The sequence below is a fragment of the Nocardioides pini genome, assembly GCF_026712185.1.
Classification (GTDB): Bacteria; Actinomycetota; Actinomycetes; order Propionibacteriales; family Nocardioidaceae; genus Nocardioides; species Nocardioides pini.
Genome location: NZ_JAPPUX010000002.1, coordinates 293,380 through 312,027, shown reverse-complemented (window position 1 = coordinate 312,027; position 18,648 = coordinate 293,380). Strand labels below are relative to the sequence as shown.

At 72.7% G+C, this 18,648-nt stretch carries 16 protein-coding genes; 8 read left to right on the top strand and 8 right to left on the bottom strand.

The genetic code is table 11. The annotated features are described in order from the left end of the window. Positions 1 to 11 precede the first annotated feature (11 nt). From NYO98_RS07710 to NYO98_RS07700, 3 genes are all read left to right on the top strand, one after another. Positions 12 to 587 (top strand): HhH-GPD-type base excision DNA repair protein, encoded by a 576-nt coding sequence (locus NYO98_RS07710; RefSeq protein WP_268110992.1) that lies wholly within the window; start codon positions 12 to 14, stop codon positions 585 to 587. Between the two features lie 144 nt (positions 588 to 731). Next, complete coding sequence (locus tag NYO98_RS07705; protein ID WP_407673874.1) at positions 732 to 2,246, top strand: RNA polymerase sigma factor; 1,515 nt, start codon at positions 732 to 734, stop codon at positions 2,244 to 2,246. Positions 2,247 to 2,427: 181 nt separating this feature from the next. Beyond that, the gene (locus NYO98_RS07700) at positions 2,428 to 3,444 is read left to right on the top strand and encodes a M28 family metallopeptidase (RefSeq protein ID WP_268110991.1); all 1,017 of its coding nucleotides are present in this window, start codon (positions 2,428 to 2,430) and stop codon (positions 3,442 to 3,444) included. 7 nt (positions 3,445 to 3,451) lie between these two features. Here the strand turns inward: NYO98_RS07700 and NYO98_RS07695 are convergent, their stop codons facing one another. Continuing rightward, a complete protein-coding gene (locus NYO98_RS07695; RefSeq protein WP_268110990.1) occupies positions 3,452 to 4,588 on the bottom strand; it encodes a CapA family protein in 1,137 nt (378 codons plus the stop codon). Positions 4,589 to 4,669: 81 nt separating this feature from the next. Between NYO98_RS07695 and NYO98_RS07690 the strand changes: the two genes are divergently transcribed. Then, positions 4,670 to 5,212, top strand: coding sequence for a hypothetical protein (locus tag NYO98_RS07690; RefSeq protein ID WP_268110989.1), 543 nt, complete (start codon positions 4,670 to 4,672; stop codon positions 5,210 to 5,212). A gap of 16 nt (positions 5,213 to 5,228) precedes the next feature. On the opposite strand, the gene NYO98_RS07685 is transcribed toward NYO98_RS07690, so the two are convergent. The 3 genes from NYO98_RS07685 to NYO98_RS07675 all read right to left on the bottom strand — a co-directional run bounded on the left by NYO98_RS07685 (position 5,229) and on the right by NYO98_RS07675 (position 6,914). Continuing rightward, positions 5,229 to 6,056, bottom strand: coding sequence for an EamA family transporter (locus NYO98_RS07685; RefSeq protein WP_268110988.1), 828 nt, complete (start codon positions 6,054 to 6,056; stop codon positions 5,229 to 5,231). A gap of 10 nt (positions 6,057 to 6,066) precedes the next feature. After that, complete coding sequence (locus NYO98_RS07680; RefSeq protein ID WP_268110986.1) at positions 6,067 to 6,543, bottom strand: DUF456 domain-containing protein; 477 nt, start codon at positions 6,541 to 6,543, stop codon at positions 6,067 to 6,069. A 125-nt stretch (positions 6,544 to 6,668) separates the two neighbouring features. Next, positions 6,669 to 6,914 (bottom strand): DUF7455 domain-containing protein, encoded by a 246-nt coding sequence (locus tag NYO98_RS07675; protein WP_216659052.1) that lies wholly within the window; start codon positions 6,912 to 6,914, stop codon positions 6,669 to 6,671. Positions 6,915 to 7,148: 234 nt separating this feature from the next. Between NYO98_RS07675 and NYO98_RS07670 the strand changes: the two genes are divergently transcribed. Further along, positions 7,149 to 9,221, top strand: coding sequence for a DNA gyrase/topoisomerase IV subunit B (locus tag NYO98_RS07670; protein WP_268110984.1), 2,073 nt, complete (start codon positions 7,149 to 7,151; stop codon positions 9,219 to 9,221). A gap of 18 nt (positions 9,222 to 9,239) precedes the next feature. Next, positions 9,240 to 9,461 carry a hypothetical protein gene (locus NYO98_RS07665; RefSeq protein ID WP_268110983.1) on the top strand — a complete coding sequence of 74 codons (222 nt, stop codon included), beginning with the start codon at positions 9,240 to 9,242 and terminating at the stop codon, positions 9,459 to 9,461. Between the two features lie 4 nt (positions 9,462 to 9,465). Here the strand turns inward: NYO98_RS07665 and NYO98_RS07660 are convergent, their stop codons facing one another. The 4 genes from NYO98_RS07660 to NYO98_RS07645 are packed head-to-tail and all read right to left on the bottom strand — an operon-like array spanning position 9,466 to position 14,993. Further along, positions 9,466 to 9,960, bottom strand: coding sequence for a beta-class carbonic anhydrase (locus NYO98_RS07660; RefSeq protein WP_268110982.1), 495 nt, complete (start codon positions 9,958 to 9,960; stop codon positions 9,466 to 9,468). Between the two features lie 20 nt (positions 9,961 to 9,980). Further along, positions 9,981 to 11,750 carry an MFS transporter gene (locus NYO98_RS07655; RefSeq protein WP_268110980.1) on the bottom strand — a complete coding sequence of 590 codons (1,770 nt, stop codon included), beginning with the start codon at positions 11,748 to 11,750 and terminating at the stop codon, positions 9,981 to 9,983. Continuing rightward, complete coding sequence (locus NYO98_RS07650; protein ID WP_268110978.1) at positions 11,747 to 12,478, bottom strand: LppX_LprAFG lipoprotein; 732 nt, start codon at positions 12,476 to 12,478, stop codon at positions 11,747 to 11,749. The genes NYO98_RS07655 and NYO98_RS07650 overlap by 4 nt, the downstream gene beginning before the upstream one ends. A gap of 4 nt (positions 12,479 to 12,482) precedes the next feature. Continuing rightward, a complete protein-coding gene (locus NYO98_RS07645) occupies positions 12,483 to 14,993 on the bottom strand; it encodes a DNA gyrase/topoisomerase IV subunit A (RefSeq protein ID WP_268110976.1) in 2,511 nt (836 codons plus the stop codon). A gap of 293 nt (positions 14,994 to 15,286) precedes the next feature. On the opposite strand from NYO98_RS07645, the gene NYO98_RS07640 reads away from it, so the two are divergent. Together NYO98_RS07640 and NYO98_RS07635 are read left to right on the top strand one after the other, a co-directional pair. Further along, positions 15,287 to 18,010 carry a bifunctional acetate--CoA ligase family protein/GNAT family N-acetyltransferase gene (locus tag NYO98_RS07640; protein WP_268110974.1) on the top strand — a complete coding sequence of 908 codons (2,724 nt, stop codon included), beginning with the start codon at positions 15,287 to 15,289 and terminating at the stop codon, positions 18,008 to 18,010. A 35-nt stretch (positions 18,011 to 18,045) separates the two neighbouring features. After that, a complete protein-coding gene (locus NYO98_RS07635) occupies positions 18,046 to 18,627 on the top strand; it encodes a DUF5998 family protein (RefSeq protein ID WP_268110972.1) in 582 nt (193 codons plus the stop codon). Positions 18,628 to 18,648 lie beyond the last annotated feature (21 nt).

The window sequence follows — 18,648 nt, the reverse complement described above, 5'->3', positions numbered from 1 at the left end:
AGGATGGCCCCATGGGCTTCCAGATCACGGGCGACCCCGCCGCCGACAAGGTTCTCGACGACTCCGCGTTCGCGCTTCTCGTGGGGATGATGCTCGACCAGCAGTACCCCATGGAGCACGCCTTCCGCGGGCCGGCGAAGGTCCTGGACCGCTTCGGCACGGTCGAGCCCGACGCGATCGCGGCGGCGGACCCCGACGAGTTCGCGGCGATGGCCGCCACCCCGCCGGCCATCCACCGGTTCCCCGGCTCGATGGCGGCCCGCCTGCAGGAGCTGGCGCGCATCGTCGAGGAGACCTACGGCGGGGACGCCAGCCGTCTGTGGACGGAGGCGGCCGACGGCAAGGACCTGCTCAAGCGGGTGATGGCGCTGCCCGGCTTCGGCAAGCAGAAGGCGCAGATCTTCGTCGCGCTGCTCGCCAAGCAGCTCGACGTGCGCCCCGAGGGCTGGGAGGCCGTGGTGGGGGACTACGCCCTCGACGGCCACCGGTCGGTCGCCGACGTGGTCGACGCCGAGTCGCTGCAGAAGGTGCGCGACTTCAAGAAGGCGAAGAAGGCCAAGAAGGCTGCCTCGAGCGCCGCGGACTGACCGCCCGCGCCGAGCCCGCGCACGGCGGTGTGACACGCGCGGTCCGCGGGCGGATGTCGGACCGTCGGGAGGGCCGTGGCAGAATGACGATGCGGCTCTTGACGTCACCGGGCCTCGCCGCGCCCCGAAGTTGTTCGACGAGAGGTGTTCGTGTCTTCACACGCACGCAAGTTGCTTCCCGCAGAGGTGCTGACGCACCCCTCCATCGCTGCCCTGGTCGCCGGTGCTGCTCCCGCCGGCACCGTGTCCCCCGAGGACGTACGGCGCGCCAGTGACGAGGCCGGGGTCGAGCCCCGGCACCTGAAGGCCCTGCTGGTGCACCTCAGCGGCCTCGGCATCTCGGTCCAGATCGATGCCGCGGGCATGCGTGCGGTCGCCGCCACCAGCAAGCGGACCGCGACGTCGTCCGCCGCCAAGAAGGCCCCGGCGAAGAAGGCCCCCGCCACGAAGGCGAGTGCCGCCGGCGATGCGAAGCCCGCCGCCAAGGCCGCGGCGCCCGCGAAGAAGACGGCTGCCAAGAAGGCCGCGACGGCCGCTGCGCCCGCGGGTGACGAGGTCGTCGACCTCGGGACCGTCGAGGCGCCCGCCATCGGCCCCGACGGCAAGAAGGTCCTCCCGGACATCCCCGACGCCGAGTTCGAGAAGGACGTCGCCGCGGACCCGACGATCAAGGAGGACGAGAAGCAGGCCTTCACCGTCTCCGCGGCCGACGAGACCGACGAGCCCGAGCAGCAGGTCATGGTGGCCGGCGCCACCGCCGACCCGGTCAAGGACTACCTCAAGCAGATCGGCAAGGTCCCGCTCCTCAACGCCGAGATGGAGGTCGAGCTCGCCAAGCGGATCGAGGCCGGCCTGTTCTCGGAGGAGAAGCTCGCCAAGGGCGGGCGGATCAGCCCGAAGATGCTCGAGGAGTACGAGTGGATCGCCGAGGACGGCCGCCGGGCGAAGAACCACCTGCTCGAGGCCAACCTGCGACTCGTGGTCTCGCTGGCCAAGCGCTACACCGGTCGCGGCATGCTCTTCCTCGACCTCATCCAGGAGGGCAACCTCGGCCTCATCCGTGCGGTCGAGAAGTTCGACTACACCAAGGGCTACAAGTTCTCGACCTACGCGACGTGGTGGATCCGCCAGGCGATCACCCGCGCCATGGCCGACCAGGCGCGCACCATCCGCATCCCGGTCCACATGGTCGAGGTCATCAACAAGCTCGCGCGTGTCCAGCGCCAGATGCTCCAGGACCTGGGCCGCGAGCCCACGCCTGAGGAGCTGGCCAAGGAGCTCGACATGACCCCGGAGAAGGTCATCGAGGTCCAGAAGTACGGCCGCGAGCCGATCTCGCTGCACACGCCCCTCGGCGAGGACGGCGACTCCGAGTTCGGTGACCTCATCGAGGACTCCGAGGCGATCGTGCCGGCCGACGCGGTGTCGTTCACGCTGCTGCAGGAGCAGCTGCACGCGGTGCTCGACACCCTGTCCGAGCGTGAGGCCGGCGTGGTCTCGATGCGCTTCGGCCTCACCGACGGCCAGCCCAAGACCCTCGACGAGATCGGCAAGGTCTACGGCGTGACCCGCGAGCGGATCCGCCAGATCGAGTCGAAGACGATGTCGAAGCTGCGCCACCCGAGCCGGTCGCAGGTCCTGCGCGACTACCTCGACTGAGAGTCCCGCACACGCACACCACGAGCAGTGTCGCCCTCCGGGGCGGCGCTGCTCGTCATTTCGGGGGTGGGGAACCGTCGGCACCTGGCCGGCGACGTCCCGGGGGCGGATGGTTCCCCCGCCTCGCCCCGCGCCGTGGTCGCCCGTGGTCGCACGTGAGCCGGACTGGCAGGGTGGAGGCGTGACGACGGGGCGCGGGAGGCGACGGGGAGCGGCCGCGTCGGCCGCGGTGGCGCTGCTGGTCCTGGGCGGGTGCTCGACGGAGCGGCCGGAGCGCGACGCGTCGGTCGCACCACCTCGGGAGTCGGTCGAGGATCCGGCCGACGGGCGAGAGGAGCCCGCCGAGCCGTCCCCGACGGTGGAGACGTCGCCCGAGCGCGTCGAGCCGCTCTCCGCCGGCGACGTCGACCCCGCGACCGCGGCCCGCGCCGTCCGCCACCTGGCGGGCAGGATCGGCCCGCGTGAGGCGACCGGTGCGGCGTACGACCGTGCCGCCGGCTGGGTGGCCGGTGAGCTGACCCGGCTCGGGTACGACGTCACGCACCAGCGCGTCGACGTACCGGCCGGGGAGTCGTGGGGCGTGCCCGTGCCGGCCGGTCGCTCGGCGAACGTCGTCGCCACCCCGGCCGGGTTCGACCCGGCCGAGCCCCACCTCGTGGTGGGCGCGCACCTCGACACGGTCCCGCAGGCGCCGGGCGCGGAGGACAACGCCTCGGGGGTCGGCGTGATGCTCGCCGTGGCCGAGGCGGCCGCGGACCGCGCCACCCGGCTGCCGACGGTGTTCGTCGCCTTCGGGGCCGAGGAACCGCGCGGCCCCGGCGACGACGACCACCACTACGGGTCGCGGCGCTACGTCGCCGCGATGGGGCCCGCCGAGCGCCGGGCGGTGCGGGCCATGGTGTCGCTGGACCGGGTCGGCGTGGGCGCCCGGGTGCCGGTCGGCTCGGCCGGCGACTCCGACGCCGTGCAGCGGGCACTGCTGGCGGCGGCCCGGCGGGCCGGCGTCGCCACGGTCGCCGAGGGCGGTCAGCGCAGCAGCGACCACTGGTCCTTCGTCCGGGCCGGCCTGCCGGGTGCACGCCTCGGCTCGACGCCGTACGCCGGGTACCACTCCGCGGGCGACGTGCCCGCGGTCGTGTCCGCCGCCCAGCTCGAGCGGGTCGGGCGCACGGTCGCGGCCTGGCTGGCCCCGCGCTGAGGGGCCTTCAGCCCAGTCCGGCGCACCCGCGCAGGGCCCGGCGGCGCTCCCGCGAGGCGGCTGCCGCGACCCCGGAGTCGGGTGCGGCGAGCCCGTCCGCGCCGATGGTCGCGGGCCACCAGCGCGAGGCGGTGACGCGCGCCCGCCCCGCCGGCGCCCGCGGCGGCTGGACCGTGAGGGTGAGGACCCCGGTGGGACCGGGGGAGTACCACGCGAAGTTGCCCAGTCCGTAGGCGACGTAGCCCGGTCCGAGCCGACCGTCGCCCTGCAGCTCGTGGGCGTGGCTGCCGACCACGACGTCCGCGCCCGCCCCGACCAGGCGACGCGCGAGCGAGCGCTGCTCGGCGGACGGACAGCGCTCACCCTGCACACCCCAGTGCAGGTAGGCGACGACCACGTCCGCCGACTCGTCCGCGCGCCGCACCTCGCGCAGCAGGCGCCGCGGATCGATGGCGTCGGCGATGCCGGGGCGGTCCGGCCCCGCCGCCCACCCGCCGGTGGGGTCGGCCGTCGGGTCCTGGTCGGCGACCGACGCGGCGATCACCGCCACGCGCGTCCCGTCGACGTCGGTGACGGCCGGCGTGAAGGCCTCGTCCCGGTCGGCGCCGATGCCGACGACAGCCAGCGCGGGCCGGGCGCCGGCGGCGGCTCGGAGCGTGGAGGGGAGCCGCTCGCGGCCGAAGTCGAGGGCGTGGTTGTTGGCCATGCTCGCGACGTCGATGCCCGCGGAGGCCAGCGCGTCGAGGGCGGTGGCCGGGGCGGAGAACGTGTAGCGCTTGCCCGGCTCGGGGCGCCCGCCGGAGCCGACGGACGTCTCGAGGTTGACGATCGCCACGTCGGCGGCCGCCAGCGCCGGGGTGGCCGGCGCCAGCGCGGTGGCCGGGCGGCGGAGCCGCGACGCCAGCGGTCCCTCGAAGTGGACGTCTCCCGCGAGGGCGATGCTCACCGGGGCCGGACGCGGCTCACGGGCGGTGTGCCCGGGGGTGGTCGGGAGCGGCGTGGCGGCCGTCGCGGTCAGCGCGTCGCGGGGTGGTCCGTCCGAGGCCGGCCCGGCGGACGGGGTGCACCCCGCGACCGCGCCGCCTGCGACCAGGGCGAGGACCGCACCGCAGCGGCGTACGCCCCCGCCGACGGCCCCGGTCATGCCGACATCGTGCCACCGGGCACCCGACGCACCACCCGAAGTGGGTGACGCAGGGGCGGTGGACGGTGACAGACTCGCGACATGAGAACTCGGATCTCGCTCCTCGCCGTCCCCGCCGCCGCGCTCACCGCCCTCCTGGCGGCGCCCGCGCACGCGGAGTTCTACAGCATCGACGACCCGGCCGACGCCAAGGGGTCGCTCACCGACATCTACGCGCTCGACGCCAACCACGGCAAGGAGAACGTGCTCGTCAAGGTGCGGTTCGCCGAGCTGATGCGCTCGAGCGCGGCCGGGGTGTCGGTCTTCTTCGACACCGACCGCGGTGAGAAGGGGCCGGAGTACGTCCTGAGCAGCGGCCTCGGCGACGGGACCGACTACGTCCTGACCGTGGCCGACGGGTGGCGCGGCAGCGACGACCGGGTCCGCTGCGACTACTCGGCCCGGCCCAAGTGGGGCCAGGAGGTCTTCCGCGCCGTCGTCAGTCGCGACTGCCTCGACCGCGCGACGTCAGTCCGGGTCTCGGTGAAGATGGTCGACCAGGCCGACGGGTCGACCCCGGTCGTCGACTGGGCGCCCAAGCGGCACCGGTGGACCCTGCCCATCGCCTCGGGGCTCAGCGCCTGAGGCCCGCGCGTCGTCCTCAGGCCGCCGCGACCAGTCCCACCGCGAGCCCGCAGAGCGCCAGCCCCACCGCCTGGGGCGGATGGACGCGCTCGCGCAGGACGAGCGCCGCCAGGCCGATGGTGACGGCCGGGTAGAGCGACGTCACGACGGACGCGATCGTCAGCAGCCCCGTCTGGGTGGCGAGGAGGAAGGCCGCGGCCGCCGCGGTGGACAGCACCCCCGCGACGGCACCCCACGCCTGCGAGGGGTGGTCGGGGACCCAGCGCGCACCGAGCAGGGCTGCGGTGAGCGCGACAGCGACGGCGCCCACCCCCTGGGCGACCGCCAGCGGCGCGAACCCGGCCGCCTCGGGGACCTGGCCCATCGCGACGAACAGCAGCCCGAAGCCGACGCCGGCCAGGACGCCGTCGGGGATCCCTGCCGCGAGGTCTCCTGAGCCGCCGGGCTCGCGGCTCACCAGCCAGATGCCCGGGACCGCGGCTGCGATGCCCGCCCACACCACCAGCTCGGGACGTTCGCCCGCGGCGACGCCGACGCACACCGGCAGGAGCGCGGCACCCACGGCCGAGATCGGCGCGACGACGCCCATCCGTCCGGCCGCCAGGCCGCGGTAGAGGAAGGCGCCGCCCACCCCGCTGCCGACGCCGGCGAGCGCGCCCCACCAGAGGTCCGCGCGGGCGGGTGAGCCCTCGGTCAGCAGGGCGAGGCCGACCGCGCCCGCGAAGGCCACGGCGCTGCCGACGAAGGCGACGGGCCACGCCGACGTACGACGCGCGGCGAGGCCCCCGACGAAGTCCGAGAGCCCGTAGGCGACGGCTGCCGCGAGCGCGAGCAGGACGGCCACGCCGGCGTCCTCAGGTCGCCACGACGGCGGCGACCCACGCGCCCGCAGCGAGGAGGGCCGCCACCAGCTCGATGAGGATCGACGCGCCCACGGCGCGCAGCGCCCCCTTCGTGGACGGCCAGGCGAGCGCACCGCCCACCCGCGCCCGCTCGGCGACGTAGACGCCGAGGACGAACCCGATGAACATGCCGATGACCGGGACCACGAAGAACCCGATGAAGCCGAGCAGCGCCCCCACGAGCAACGTGCGGTTGGGCACCCCGGCCGTCTTGAGCTGCCGGCCCGGCAGGAGGTACTTGACCACCGAGCCGACGACGAGCAGCAGCGCGCAGACGGCGAACACGGCCCACCCGGTCGTCGTACCGACCTCCAGGGCCCACACCAGGATCGCGGCCAGGACCAGGATCGTCCCGGGCAGGACGGGGACGATGATCCCCGCGATGCCCACGGCGATGGCGACGGCGACGATCAGCTCGGTGGCGCTCACGGGCGACAGCCTTCCAGACGGGTAGCGGGACGGGCGGGGACGGCCAGGACGGGGCCGGGACGCAGAACGACCCCGGAGAGCGTGTCCGGGGCCGTTCTGGAAGTCGGTGGGTCGGTCGGTGTCGCTCAGGCCTCGCTGCCCGCGGCGGGGGTGTCCAGCTTGTGGGTCTCGTCGTGGACGGTCGCGGCGACCTCGCGGAGCTTCTCGCCGTGCTCGCGGGCGTGGTGAGCGCAGAACAGCAGCTCGCCGCCGGTCTGGAGCTCCACTCGGAGGTAGGCCTGGGCGCCGCAGCGGTCGCAGCGGTCACCGGCCGTGAGGACGGCTTGGGTGGGTGCGGTGGCAGTGGTCACGTCAGCCTCATTTCTGTTCATCGGTGTCTGGCCCAACGTAGCCAGTGGGGCAAAGATTCCCTGCGGTGCATCAGGTTCGAGAACTCGTCAAGTCAATCACGTCACACTCCCCGCCGCGGGCGTTGTCCTCAAGCGTGGACGGACCGTTGCCGAAGTGATACCTCTCCGGTTCCCCACGCTAGACCTGTCCATGCGCGGCCCGGGACAGGCGTGCCTCCGTCGGCGCCCGGCGTGTCGCAGGTAGGTTCTTCCCTTGTGGCAGCACCATCCGACAACACCTACAACGCCGCGCACCTCCTCGTCCTCGAGGGGCTCGACGCGGTCCGCAAGCGTCCGGGCATGTACATCGGATCGACCGACACGCGCGGCCTGATGCACTGCCTGTGGGAGATCATCGACAACGGCGTGGACGAGGCCCTCGCGGGCGTCGCGCACCGCGTCGAGGTGACGCTGCACGACGACGGCTCGGTCGAGGTGTACGACGACGGCCGCGGCATCCCGACCGACAAGGAGCCCAAGACCGGCCTGTCGGGCGTCGAGGTCGTCGCCACCAAGCTCCACGCCGGCGGCAAGTTCGGCGGCGGGTCCTACGTCGCCACCGGCGGCCTCCACGGCGTCGGCCTGTCCGTCGTCAACGCCCTGTCCGCCCGCATGGACATCGACGTCGACCGGTCGCCCTCGCAGCAGGGGCTGTCCTTCCAGCGCGGCTTGCCGGGCGTGTTCGACGGCGACGGCCCGGGTGCGGCGTTCACCCCGCAGTCCGGCCTGACCCGCAAGGGCAAGCGGGTGGCGAAGGGGAGGACCGGCACCCGGATCCGGTTCTGGCCCGACCGGCAGATCTTCACCAAGGACGCCCGCTTCGAGATGGACGGCCTCATCGGCCGCGCGCGGCAGACGTCGTACATCGTCCCGGGCCTCGAGCTCGTCATCCGCGACCGGCGCACCTCGGAGATGGTCGAGGAGAAGTTCCGCCACGACGGCGGCATCGCGGAGTTCGTGGAGTTCCTCTCCCACGGCGAGCCGGTGACCGACATCCTCCGCCTGCAGGGCACCGACACGTTCACCGAGACGGTGCCGCTGCTCGACGACAAGGGACACATGACGCCGCAGGAGGTCGAGCGCGAGCTCGCCGTCGACGTCGCGGTGCGGTGGGACACGGCGTACGACACCGAGGTGCGCTCGTTCGTCAACGTGATCGCGACGCCCAAGGGCGGCACCCACGTCAGTGGCTTCGAGGCCGCGCTGACCAAGACGTTCAACGACTCGATGCGCGCCGCCAAGGTGCTGAAGGCCGCCGACACCGACGTCATCAAGGACGACGTGCTCGAGGGCCTGACGGCCGTGGTGACGGTGCGGCTGGCGGAGCCGCAGTTCGAGGGCCAGACCAAGGAGATCCTCGGCACCCCGGCCGCCCGGAGCGTCGTGCGCAAGGTCGTGGCGGGCGAGCTCAAGTCGTTCCTCACCTCCACCAAGCGGGCCGAGAAGGCCCAGGCCAAGCTGCTGATGGAGAAGGTCGCGGGCGCGTCGAAGACCCGGCTCGCGGCGCGCCAGCACAAGGAGAACCAGCGGCGGAAGAACGCGCTGGAGTCCTCGGCGCTGCCGGCCAAGCTGTTCGACTGCCGCAGCACCGACACCGAGCGCACCGAGCTGTTCATCGTCGAGGGCGACTCGGCCATGGGCACCGCGAAGGCGGCGCGGAGCAGCGAGTTCCAGGCGCTGCTGCCGATCCGCGGCAAGATCCTGAACGTGCAGAAGGCCACCGTCGGCGACATGCTCAAGAACACCGAGTGCGCCTCGATCATCCAGGTCGTCGGCGCCGGCTCGGGGCGCACCTTCGACCTCGAGGCGGCGCGCTACGGCCGCATCATCCTCATGGCCGACGCCGACTCCGACGGCGCGCACATCCGCTGCCTGCTCGCGACCCTGTTCTTCAAGTACATGCCCGACCTCGTGCGCGACGGCCGCCTCTTCTCGGCCGTGCCGCCGCTGCACCGCATCGAGCTGTCCAACCCCAAGAAGGGGATGGACAAGTACATCTACACCTATTCCGACGACGAGCTGCAGCGCAAGCTCGCCGAGCTCAAGAAGAAGAACGTGCGCTGGAAGGACCCGGTCCAGCGCTACAAGGGCCTCGGCGAGATGGACGCCGACCAGCTGGCCGAGACCACGATGGACCCGCGCCACCGCACGCTCCGCAAGCTCACGATCGACGACGTCGACGAGGCGAGCAAGGTCTTCGACCTGCTCATGGGCTCCGACGTGGCCCCGCGCAAGGAGTTCATCGTGCAGGGGGCCTATGAGGTCGACGTCGAGACGCTGGACGCGTGAGCGGATAGCGTGCCGCGGATGGACATCGGGTTCGCCGAGCTGCTGCTCGTCATGGTCCCCGTCTGGGGATTCGCCGCCTTCGTCGGCTACTGGGTGATCAGGCTGGCCGTGCGGCACGGCACGCTCGACGCGTACCGGATCGACCGGACTGCGCAGCGCACCGCGTCGGTCGCGCCCGGTGGGGTGTCGGAGACGATCCGCCAGCAGAGGGCGAGGTACGGACTCCCGGAGTCCGAGTAGCGCCTCAGACGTGCTGGGTCAGCAGGCCGGAGTCGACGTCGTAGAGGAAGCCGCCGACCTGGGCGCGGTCCCCGATGAGGGGGTGGGTGCGCACCTTGGCGACGTCCTGCCGCAGCTGGTCGAGCTGGTCGGTGACGACGCCGAACGACGCCCAGCTGGCGTCGACGCCTGCGGACTCGCCGACCTTGGCCCGCAGCTCCTCCTCCGACGACGAGGCCATGGCGCAGCGGGTGTGGGGGACCACGAGGATGCGCTGGACGTTGAGCAGGTGCACGCCCAGCACGAGGGCCTCGAGCGCCTGGGGGGTCACCCGCGCGCCCGGGTTGCGGAAGATCTTGGCGTCGCCGTGCTTGAGCCCCAGCATCCTCAGGGGGTCGATGCGCGAGTCCATGCACGTGACCAGCGCGATGCCGGCATGGGCCTTGCCGTCGAACCCGCCGAGGTCGAAGGTGTCCGCGAACGCGCGGTTGGCCTGCAGGAGGTCGTCGAAGTCGCTCACGTCCCGCAGGTTAGCGCCCCTCAGGCGCCCCCGGTGAAGACGTCCCGCGCGGCCAGCCGGGTGGGGCGCACCTGGCGGAACAGCACGAGCGCGAGGACCGCCGCCACCACAGCGCACCCGGCGGCACCCCAGAACACCGCGTGCTCCTGGGCGATGCCCGCGACCCGCAGCAGGTCGGAGAACTCCTTGCACCGGCTCTTGCCGTCGCAGACCTCCTGCACGGGCGGCACGGCGAGCTGCTCGGAGTAGTAGCGGCGCAGCCCGATCGTGGTCAGCGCGGAGATGCCGACCAGCATCCCGACCATCCTCGCCACGACGATGAAGGCGCTCGCCACCCCGTGGACGTCGTCGTCGGTGGACGCGAGCAGCGCGGCGTTGACCGGCGCGAGCGCCAGCCCGAAGCCGAGGCCCCCGGTGACGAGCGCGAGGTTGGCGATGGGCTCCTCGATCGTCGTGAGCCCCCAGCGGGTCATCAGCACGAAGCCGGCCGCGGCGAGCACCATGCCGATCGCGGTGACGAGGCCGGGGGAGAGGAAGCGGATGAGGTAGCCGCCCACCACCGCGCCCACCGGCAGCGCCAGCAGGAACCGGACCAGCACGAGTGCCGCGGGCAGCTGGTCGTCCGGGTAGACGGTGGTGCGCGCGAAGAGCGGGATGTCGATGAGGGCGGCGATCAGCGCGGCGCCCACGAAGAAGCTGACCAGCAGCGCGCCCCACGCCGGCGTACGGCGGAGTGCGCCGCGGGGCACGAGCGGGTTCGCGGCGCGGCGTACGTGCCACGCGAAGGCCGCGGCAGCGACAAGGGCGCCGAGGAGGTACCACCGGCCCTGCGGCGAGAACACCTCGACCTTCGGGTCGGCGGTCGCGAACGCGAGGATCACTCCGCCGAGGGCGGCCGCGAGCAGCAGGGCGCCGACCAGGTCGGCGTCGACGAGCACGCGGGTCCATTCGCGCAGGTCGAGGAGGGGCCGGGGCGCGAACCAGCACCAGACCAGCAGCAGGACGAGCGCGACCACCGTCGCCGCCCCGATCGGGGTCAGCCAGCGGCCGTCGCCGGAGAACGGGACGAAGAGCCGGCCCCAGGTGAGGTCGCGCATCAGTGGGGCCGGGCGCAGGAAGACCACGGCCGCGCAGGCGAGGGTGAGGAGCAGCAGGAGGAGCCCGACGAGGTCGGGCAGGCGTCGGGCGCCCGGCGGGCCCTCGTGGGGCGCGATCGCCCGGATGGCGGCGGCGAGCACGAGGCCGACGGCGAGGTTGATGGCGAAGATCAGGCGCCAGTCGGCGACGGCGAGGACCGCCGCGCCGAAGAGCGGGCCGAGGACCGAGCCGATCTCCTGCACCGCCGAGACCACGCCCAGCGGGACGCCCCGGCGCTCGACGGGGTAGAGGTCGGCGACCAGCGCGAGCGTGGCGGGGACCAGGCCCCCGCCGCCGACGCCCTGGAGGAAGCGGCCGGCGACGATGCTCGGCATGTCGTAGGCCACCGTGGTGATGAGGGAGCCCAGCGCGAACAGCACGAGTGCCATCACCAGCACCGGCACCCGGCCGCGCAGGTCGGCGATCCGGCCGATCAGCGGGAGCATCGCGACGTAGCCGAGGAGGAAGCCGCTGACGATCGGTGCTGCTCGCTGCAGCTGGTCGATCGGCACGCCGACGCCGGTCATCATGTCGGGCAGCGCGAGCACGACGACGTAGGTGTCGGCCGCCGCGAACGCCACGGCGACGGCCGCCATGGCGAGGAGCGCCCGCGAGGTGCGCGGGACCACCGTGCCGCCCGCGGTGGTGCTCACGGTGCGGTGATGTCCTTCTCGGTGCCGTAGTCGGCAAACTCGACGGTGTAGGTCATCGGCTCCGCGCGGGGGTAGAAGACCCCGGTGAGCGTGGCCTTGCGCAGCTCGCCGTCGTCGGCCACCTGCCACTCGACGTCGAAGGAGTCGCCCGAGGACGACGGGATGATCGCCTTCATGGCGGTGCCCGGCACCGTGCCGGAGTAGGTGGTGAGGATCTCCGTGTTGTCGGCGCCGCCGCGCACGCTCTCACCCGCCTCCGGCGACTCGGTCTGCTCGAGCAGGCCGGCGAAGCCGTCTTGGCCGACGAGGTTCGAGGGGTCGGGAGCGCCGTACTCCTTCGGGTTGACCTTGTTCCAGCCCGGCGTGAAGGGCAGCTGTGCGTAGACGGTGTCGTCGACGGCGACGACGGGCACGTCGACGGTCTGGCCGGCGAACACCACGGTGATCGTGCCGTCGAAGGCGGGCGCCTGGGTGACCGTGCCGGCCGCCTTGGTGATGCCGGACACGCCGTCGGGCAGCGACGGGGTGGACAGGGTGAGGTCGACGCCGCTGGTCCCGCTCAGGGTCGTGGCCGCCTCGGCGAGGACCTCCTCGGGCGTCGGGCCCTCGTCGCCACCACCTCCGCTGCCGCCGTCGTCGCCGGAGCAGGCGGAGAGGACGGGGAGGGCGAGGACGAGGGCGGCGACCGTGACGGTGAGCCGTCCGGACGTGCGGGCGCGAGCGAGCATGCCGTCAGCCTTCCACAGGGGCGGCTGCGTCACCGGTGTCCCCGGCCGGCCGGGCGACTCGCGTCGCGACCTGGGCCGCGACGGGCGACGCCACCGCCGCGATGGGCTGCGCTGCGGGCACGCCCGAGCCGTCGCGCCGGCCGTTGGCCTCGGGGAGGTCGACGGGTGCGCCGCTCGAGGCGGCCGCGCGGGCCGGACCGGGGCCCGCCCAGGCGGCGACCAGGGTGTCCTCTCCCTTGAGGAAGCGGTGGCTGCGCACGCCTCCGGTGGCGCGGCCCTTGCCGGGGTACTCGGTGAACGGCGTCACCTTCACCGCGCCCGCCTCCGTGCCGGGCAGGGCCGTGGACGACCCGGACGCCGTGACGACGACCGCGTCGGCCGGGTCGAAGGCGCCGAAGAACGCGACCTGCTGGCCTGCGCCGAGCTTGATGCCCGCCATGCCGCCCCCGGAACGCCCCTGCGGGCGCACCCCGGACGCGGGGAAGTGGAGCAGCTGGGCGTCGGTGGAGATGAAGCAGAGCTCCTCCTCGCCGGTGACGAGCTCGACCGCGCCGACGACCTCGTCGCCGTCCTTCAGGCCGATGACCTCCCAGTCGTCGCGGTTCAGCACCTCCGGGTTGACCCGCTTCACCACGCCGTCGCGGGTGCCGAGCGCCAGGCCGGGACCGTCGGTGCGCAGCGAGGTGAGCGCGAGCGCCCGTTCGCCCGCCTCGAGCGCCACGAGCTCGCTGAGCGGGACGCCGCCGGCGACGTGGGGGTCGTTGGCGGTGGCGGGGAGCTCGGCGCCGATGTCGATGACCGGCACCCGGACCAGGCGGCCGCGGCTGGTCAGCAGGCCGACCTCACCGCGCTTGGAGGACAGGACCGCGGAGACCGTCACGTCGTGGTTGGCGCGGTCGCCGCCGCGTCCTGGCTCCTGGTCGTCGCGGGTGCGGGCGACGAGGCCGGTCGAGGACAGCAGGACGAAGCACGGGTCGTCGGTGACCTCGACCGCCGCTGCCGCCGTCACGGCCGGTGCGGCGCCGAGCAGGACCGTGCGACGCGGCGTGCCGTGCTCCTTGGCGACGTCGGTGAGCTCGTCGGAGACGACCTTCCGCAGCAGCTTCTCGTCGGCCAGGATCGCGTCGAGGTACTCGATCGTGCGCTCGAGCTCGCTCTTCTCCTTCTCGAGCTCGAGCTTGCTGAACTTGGTGAGGCGCCGCAGGGGCATGTCGAGGATGTAGTCGGCCTGCACCTCGGTGAGGTCGAAGACCGAGATCAGGCGCTCCTTGGCCGCCGCGGCGTTGTCGGAGCCGCGGATCACCTGGATGACCTCGTCGATGTCGAGGATCGCGACGAGCAGGCCGTCGACGAGGTGCAGCCGGTCCGCTGCCTTGGCACGGCGGAACGCGGAGCGCCGGCGTACGACGTCGAAGCGGTGGGCGAGGAAGACCTCGAGCATCTCCTTGAGGCCGAGCGTGCGCGGCTGGCCGTCGACGAGGGCGACGGCGTTGATGCCGAAGGAGTCCTCGAGCGCGGTCTGGCGGTAGAGCTGCTCGAGGATGCCCTCGGGGACGAATCCGTTCTTGATCTCGATGACCAGGCGCAGTCCGTGGTCGCGGTCGCTGAGGTCCTTGATGTCGGCGATGCCCTGCAGCTTCTTGCCGAGCACGAGCTTCTTGATCTGCTCCATGACCCGCTCGGTGCCGACGCCGTAGGGGAGCTCGGTGACCACGATGCCCTTGCGCCGGGCCGTCACCGACTCGACGCGGGCCGTCGCACGCATCTTGAACGTGCCGCGGCCGGTCTCGTAGGCGTCGCGGATGCCGTCGAGGCCCACGATCTTGCCGCCGGTGGGCAGGTCGGGACCCGGGACGAAGCGCATCAGGTCGTCGAGCGAGGCCTTGGGGTGGGTGATGAGGTGCTTGAGCGCCTGGACGACCTCGACGAGGTTGTGCGGGGCGATGTTGGTGGCCATGCCGACCGCGATGCCGGCCGAGCCGTTGACCAGCAGGTGGGGGATGGCCGCCGGCAGGACGACCGGTTCCATCTCGCGCGAGTCGTAGTTGGGCTTGAAGTCGACCGTGTCCTCGTCGATCGAGGCGGTCATCGCCACTGCGGCGGGCGCCATCCGGCACTCGGTGTAGCGCATCGCGGCGGGGGAGTCGTCGGGCGAGCCGAAGTTGCCGTGGCCGTCGACCGTGCGCAGCCGCATCGACCAGGGCTGCGCCATGCGGACCAGCGCGTCGTAGATCGCGCCGTCGCCGTGCGGGTGCAGCCGGCCCATCACCTCACCGACGACGCGCGCGCTCTTGACGTGCCCGCGGTCGGGCCGGAGGGACATGTCGTCCATCGTGTAGAGGATGCGTCGCTGCACCGGCTTCAGGCCGTCGCGGGCGTCCGGGAGCGCCCGCGAGTAGATGACGGAGTAGGCGTACTCGAGGAACGACGTCTGCATCTCGTCGCGGATGTCGGTGTCGAGGATGTGCTCCTCGAAGTCGTCCGGGAGGGGCTCCTGCTTCGTACGTCGTGCCATGGGCGCCATTCTCCCCGCTGGCGTGGTGCGGGAGGACGGGGGCACGCCGGGAACGCTCTCCTCGCTGGTCGAGTAGCCCGCGAGCGCCAGCGAGCGGGCGTATCGAGACCGACGTACAGGGAGCCGTCCGAGCACTCGAGCATGTACACGTAGCCGGTCATCGCCCGATCGTCGCGGGTTGCGGAGGCCGGTGACAGGCCCCCGACGGCATCTGTGGAAGGTCTCGATACGCCTCGCTCGTTCCTCGCTCGGCTACTCGACCACCTCGAGAGGGCAGCCGATAGATTGCTGTCGTGACCGAAGCGGACGCTGCAGCAGACGAGGTGCGCGCGACGCGCCCGCCCCGCCACTGGGAGGCCGACGTCCTGCTGCGCGACGGGCGCACGGCCCACATCCGGCCGATCCAGCCGGAGGACCGCGCGCTGCTCGTCGAGTTCTACAGCCGCGTGTCGGACCAGTCGAAGTACTACCGGTTCTTCTCGCCGATGCCCGAGCTCTCCGAGCGCGACCTCGACCGGTTCACCCAGGTCGACCACCGCGACCGGGTCGCGATGATCCTGCTCGTGGCCGGCCAGATGATCGCCGTCGGGCGCTACGACACCATCCGCCCCGGCTACGCCGAGGTCGCGTTCCTCGTCGAGGACGCCCACCAGGGGCGCGGGATCGGCCAGCTCCTGCTCGAGCACCTCGCCCAGGCGGGCCGTGAGCGGGGGATCGAGGAGTTCGTCGCCGAGGTGCTGCCCGACAACCAGGCGATGATCCACACCTTCAAGGACGCCGGCTATCAGGTGAGGAGCACCTTCGAGGACGGCGTCATGGAGCTGGTGTTCCGGATCGACCCGACCGACACCGCGCTCGGCGTGATGGAGCAGCGCGAGCACCGCGCGGAGTACGCCTCGATCGAGCGCTTCTTCTCCCCGAGGTCGGTCGCGATCATCGGCGCCAGCCGGCGGCAGGACACCATCGGGCGCGCGCTGGTGCGCCACCTCGTGCTGGGCAACTTCACCGGCCGGATCCACGTGGTCAACCCCAGCGCCGACTCGGTGTCCGGCATGCCCGCGTGGAAGTCGGTCGGCGACATCCCCGGCGACGTCGACGTCGCCATCGTCGCCGTACCGGCCGAGTCGGTGCAGGACGTCGTCCTCGACTGCGCCGCCAAGGGCGTCCACGGCCTCGTGGTGATCTCGTCGGGCTTCGCCGAGACCGGCGAGGAGGGCCGGATGCGGCAGCGGCGCCTGGTCGGGCTGTCCCGCTCCTACGGCCTGCGCCTCATCGGCCCCAACGCCCTCGGCATCATCAACACCGACCCCGACGTTCAGCTCAACGCCTCGCTCTCGTCGGTCATGCCGCCCCGCGGTCGCGCGGGCTTCTTCTGCCAGTCCGGCGCACTCGGATCCGCGATCCTCGAGAAGGTGCAGAACCGCGGGCTCGGCCTCACCACCTTCGTGAGCGCGGGCAACCGCGCCGACGTGTCGGGCAACGACCTCCTCCAGTACTGGGAGGAGGACGACGCCACCGAGGTCGTGCTGCTCTACCTCGAGTCCATCGGCAACCCGCGCAAGTTCTCCCGCATCGCGCGGCGGGTCAGCCGCCGCAAGCCCATCGTCGCCGTGCGCTCGGGCCGCAGCTCCCAGGGTGTTCCGATGGGCCACGCGGTGCGCAAGATCGGGGCGCCCGGCGAGGCCGTCGACGCGATGTTCCGGCAGGCCGGGATCATCCAGGTCGAGTCGCTGGAGGAGATGTTCGACGTCGCCCAGCTGCTCGCCCACCAGCCGCTCCCGCGCGGGCGCCGGGTCGCGATCGTCGGCAACTCCGACGCCCTCGGGCTGCTCGCCGCCGACGCGGCCAACTCCGTCGGCCTGGTCGTCAACCGGCAGGAGGCGCTCGGCTCCGACGCGACCGCGGAGGACTTCGAGGACGCCCTCGACGCCGCGATCGACGACCCCGAGGTCGACGCCGTCGTCGCGATCTTCATCCCGCCGCTCAACGTCGCCGGCGCCCGCGAGGACGTCGCCAACGTGCTCGCCGCCGTCGGCGAGCAGTCCGACAAGCCGATCGTGTCGACGTTCCTCGGCACCGAGGGCGTCCCCGAGCTGCTGCGCGTGCCCGACGTCGCCGGCTCCAGCGCCGGGCGCGGGTCCGTGCCGTCGTACCCCGAGGTCGAGGCCGCGGTCCGCGCCCTGGCACACGTCGTCGAGTACGCCGTGTGGCTGCGCGTGCCGCAGGCGGCCCCCGTCGAGCCGGGCGTCAACGACCTCGACGCGGCCCGCCACCTCGTCAACGAGGTGCTGATGCGCCACCCGGAGGGACGCGACCTCGACTTCGACGAGCAGTTCCGCCTGCTCACCGCCTACGGCATCGACCTGTGGGACACCTACGCCGTCGCCACGCTCGACGAGGCGACGACCGCCGGCGAGGCACTGGGCTGGGACGTGGTGCTCAAGGCGACGGCCGACCACCTGCGCGACCGCCCCGACCTCGCCCACGTGTGGCGCAACATCGACACGCCCGACGAGATGGCCCAGGCCTGGAAGTCGCTCACGCACCTCATCACCGACCCGGACAACGCCGGCTTCGTCGTCCAGCGCAACGCGCCCCCCGGCGTACCGGTCACCATCGCGACGATGGAGGACCCGCTCTTCGGCCCGGTCCTGTCGTTCGGCATCAGCGGCCCGCTCACCGAGCTGCTGGGCGACCGGTCGTTCCGGATCCCGCCGCTCGCCGACCACGACGCCCAGGACATGGTGCGCGAGATCAAGGCCTCGCCGCTGCTCTTCGGCTACCGCGGCAGCGAGATCGTCGACGTCGCGGAGATCGAGCGGCTCGTGCGCCAGGTGGCGCAGCTGCAGCACGACCTGCCGCAGGTGCGGACCCTCCAGCTGCCGCTCGTGCTGGCCGGTGCGGGGGGCGCGACCGTGCTCGGGGCCAACGTGCGGGTCGAGCCGGTCAAGGACCCGCGGTCCGACTGGTTCGTCCGCCGGCTCAGCACGATGCCCGGGGACACCCTGCCTGACTGAGGCCCGAACGACGCAGGCGTGACAGACTTGTGGCCATGCCCCGCTCCACCCGTGACGCGGACGTCTCCCACGACCTCCGCAAGGCGATCCACCGCACCGGCTACTACCCCGAGGTCGTCGCCGACGGCGTGTTCTCGGCCGCAGGCGGCGAGGAGGTCGTGTCCTACTTCGTCCACCACGAGACGACGTTCGACCACGAGGAGGTACGCCGACACCTGACCGCCCTGCTCCTGACGCCCACGCGGCTGGTGATCGCGCACACCGACGAGCACCCCGGCGACGACCTGCTGCCCGAGCCCTACACCTCGACGACGACCGAGGCCGTCACCCTGACGTCCATCCGGACCGTGGTCGTGACGCGCATGGTGGCCAACCCGACGAAGGGGGTGGCCCCGCCCGCCGAGGCGGTGCTCACGATCGGCTGGGGCGGCGTGGGACGGCTCGACCTCGAGCCGGCCGCGTGCTCGGACCCCAACTGCGACGCCGACCACGGCTACACCGGCACGCTGGCCGGCGACGACTACACGCTGCGGGTGTCGGCGGCCGCCGAGGGAGCGGACGCCGTGGCCGGGCTGCTGGCCTTCGCAGAGGCGCTATCGGCCCGCACCCGCGGATGACCACCGCGATGAGCACCCGGC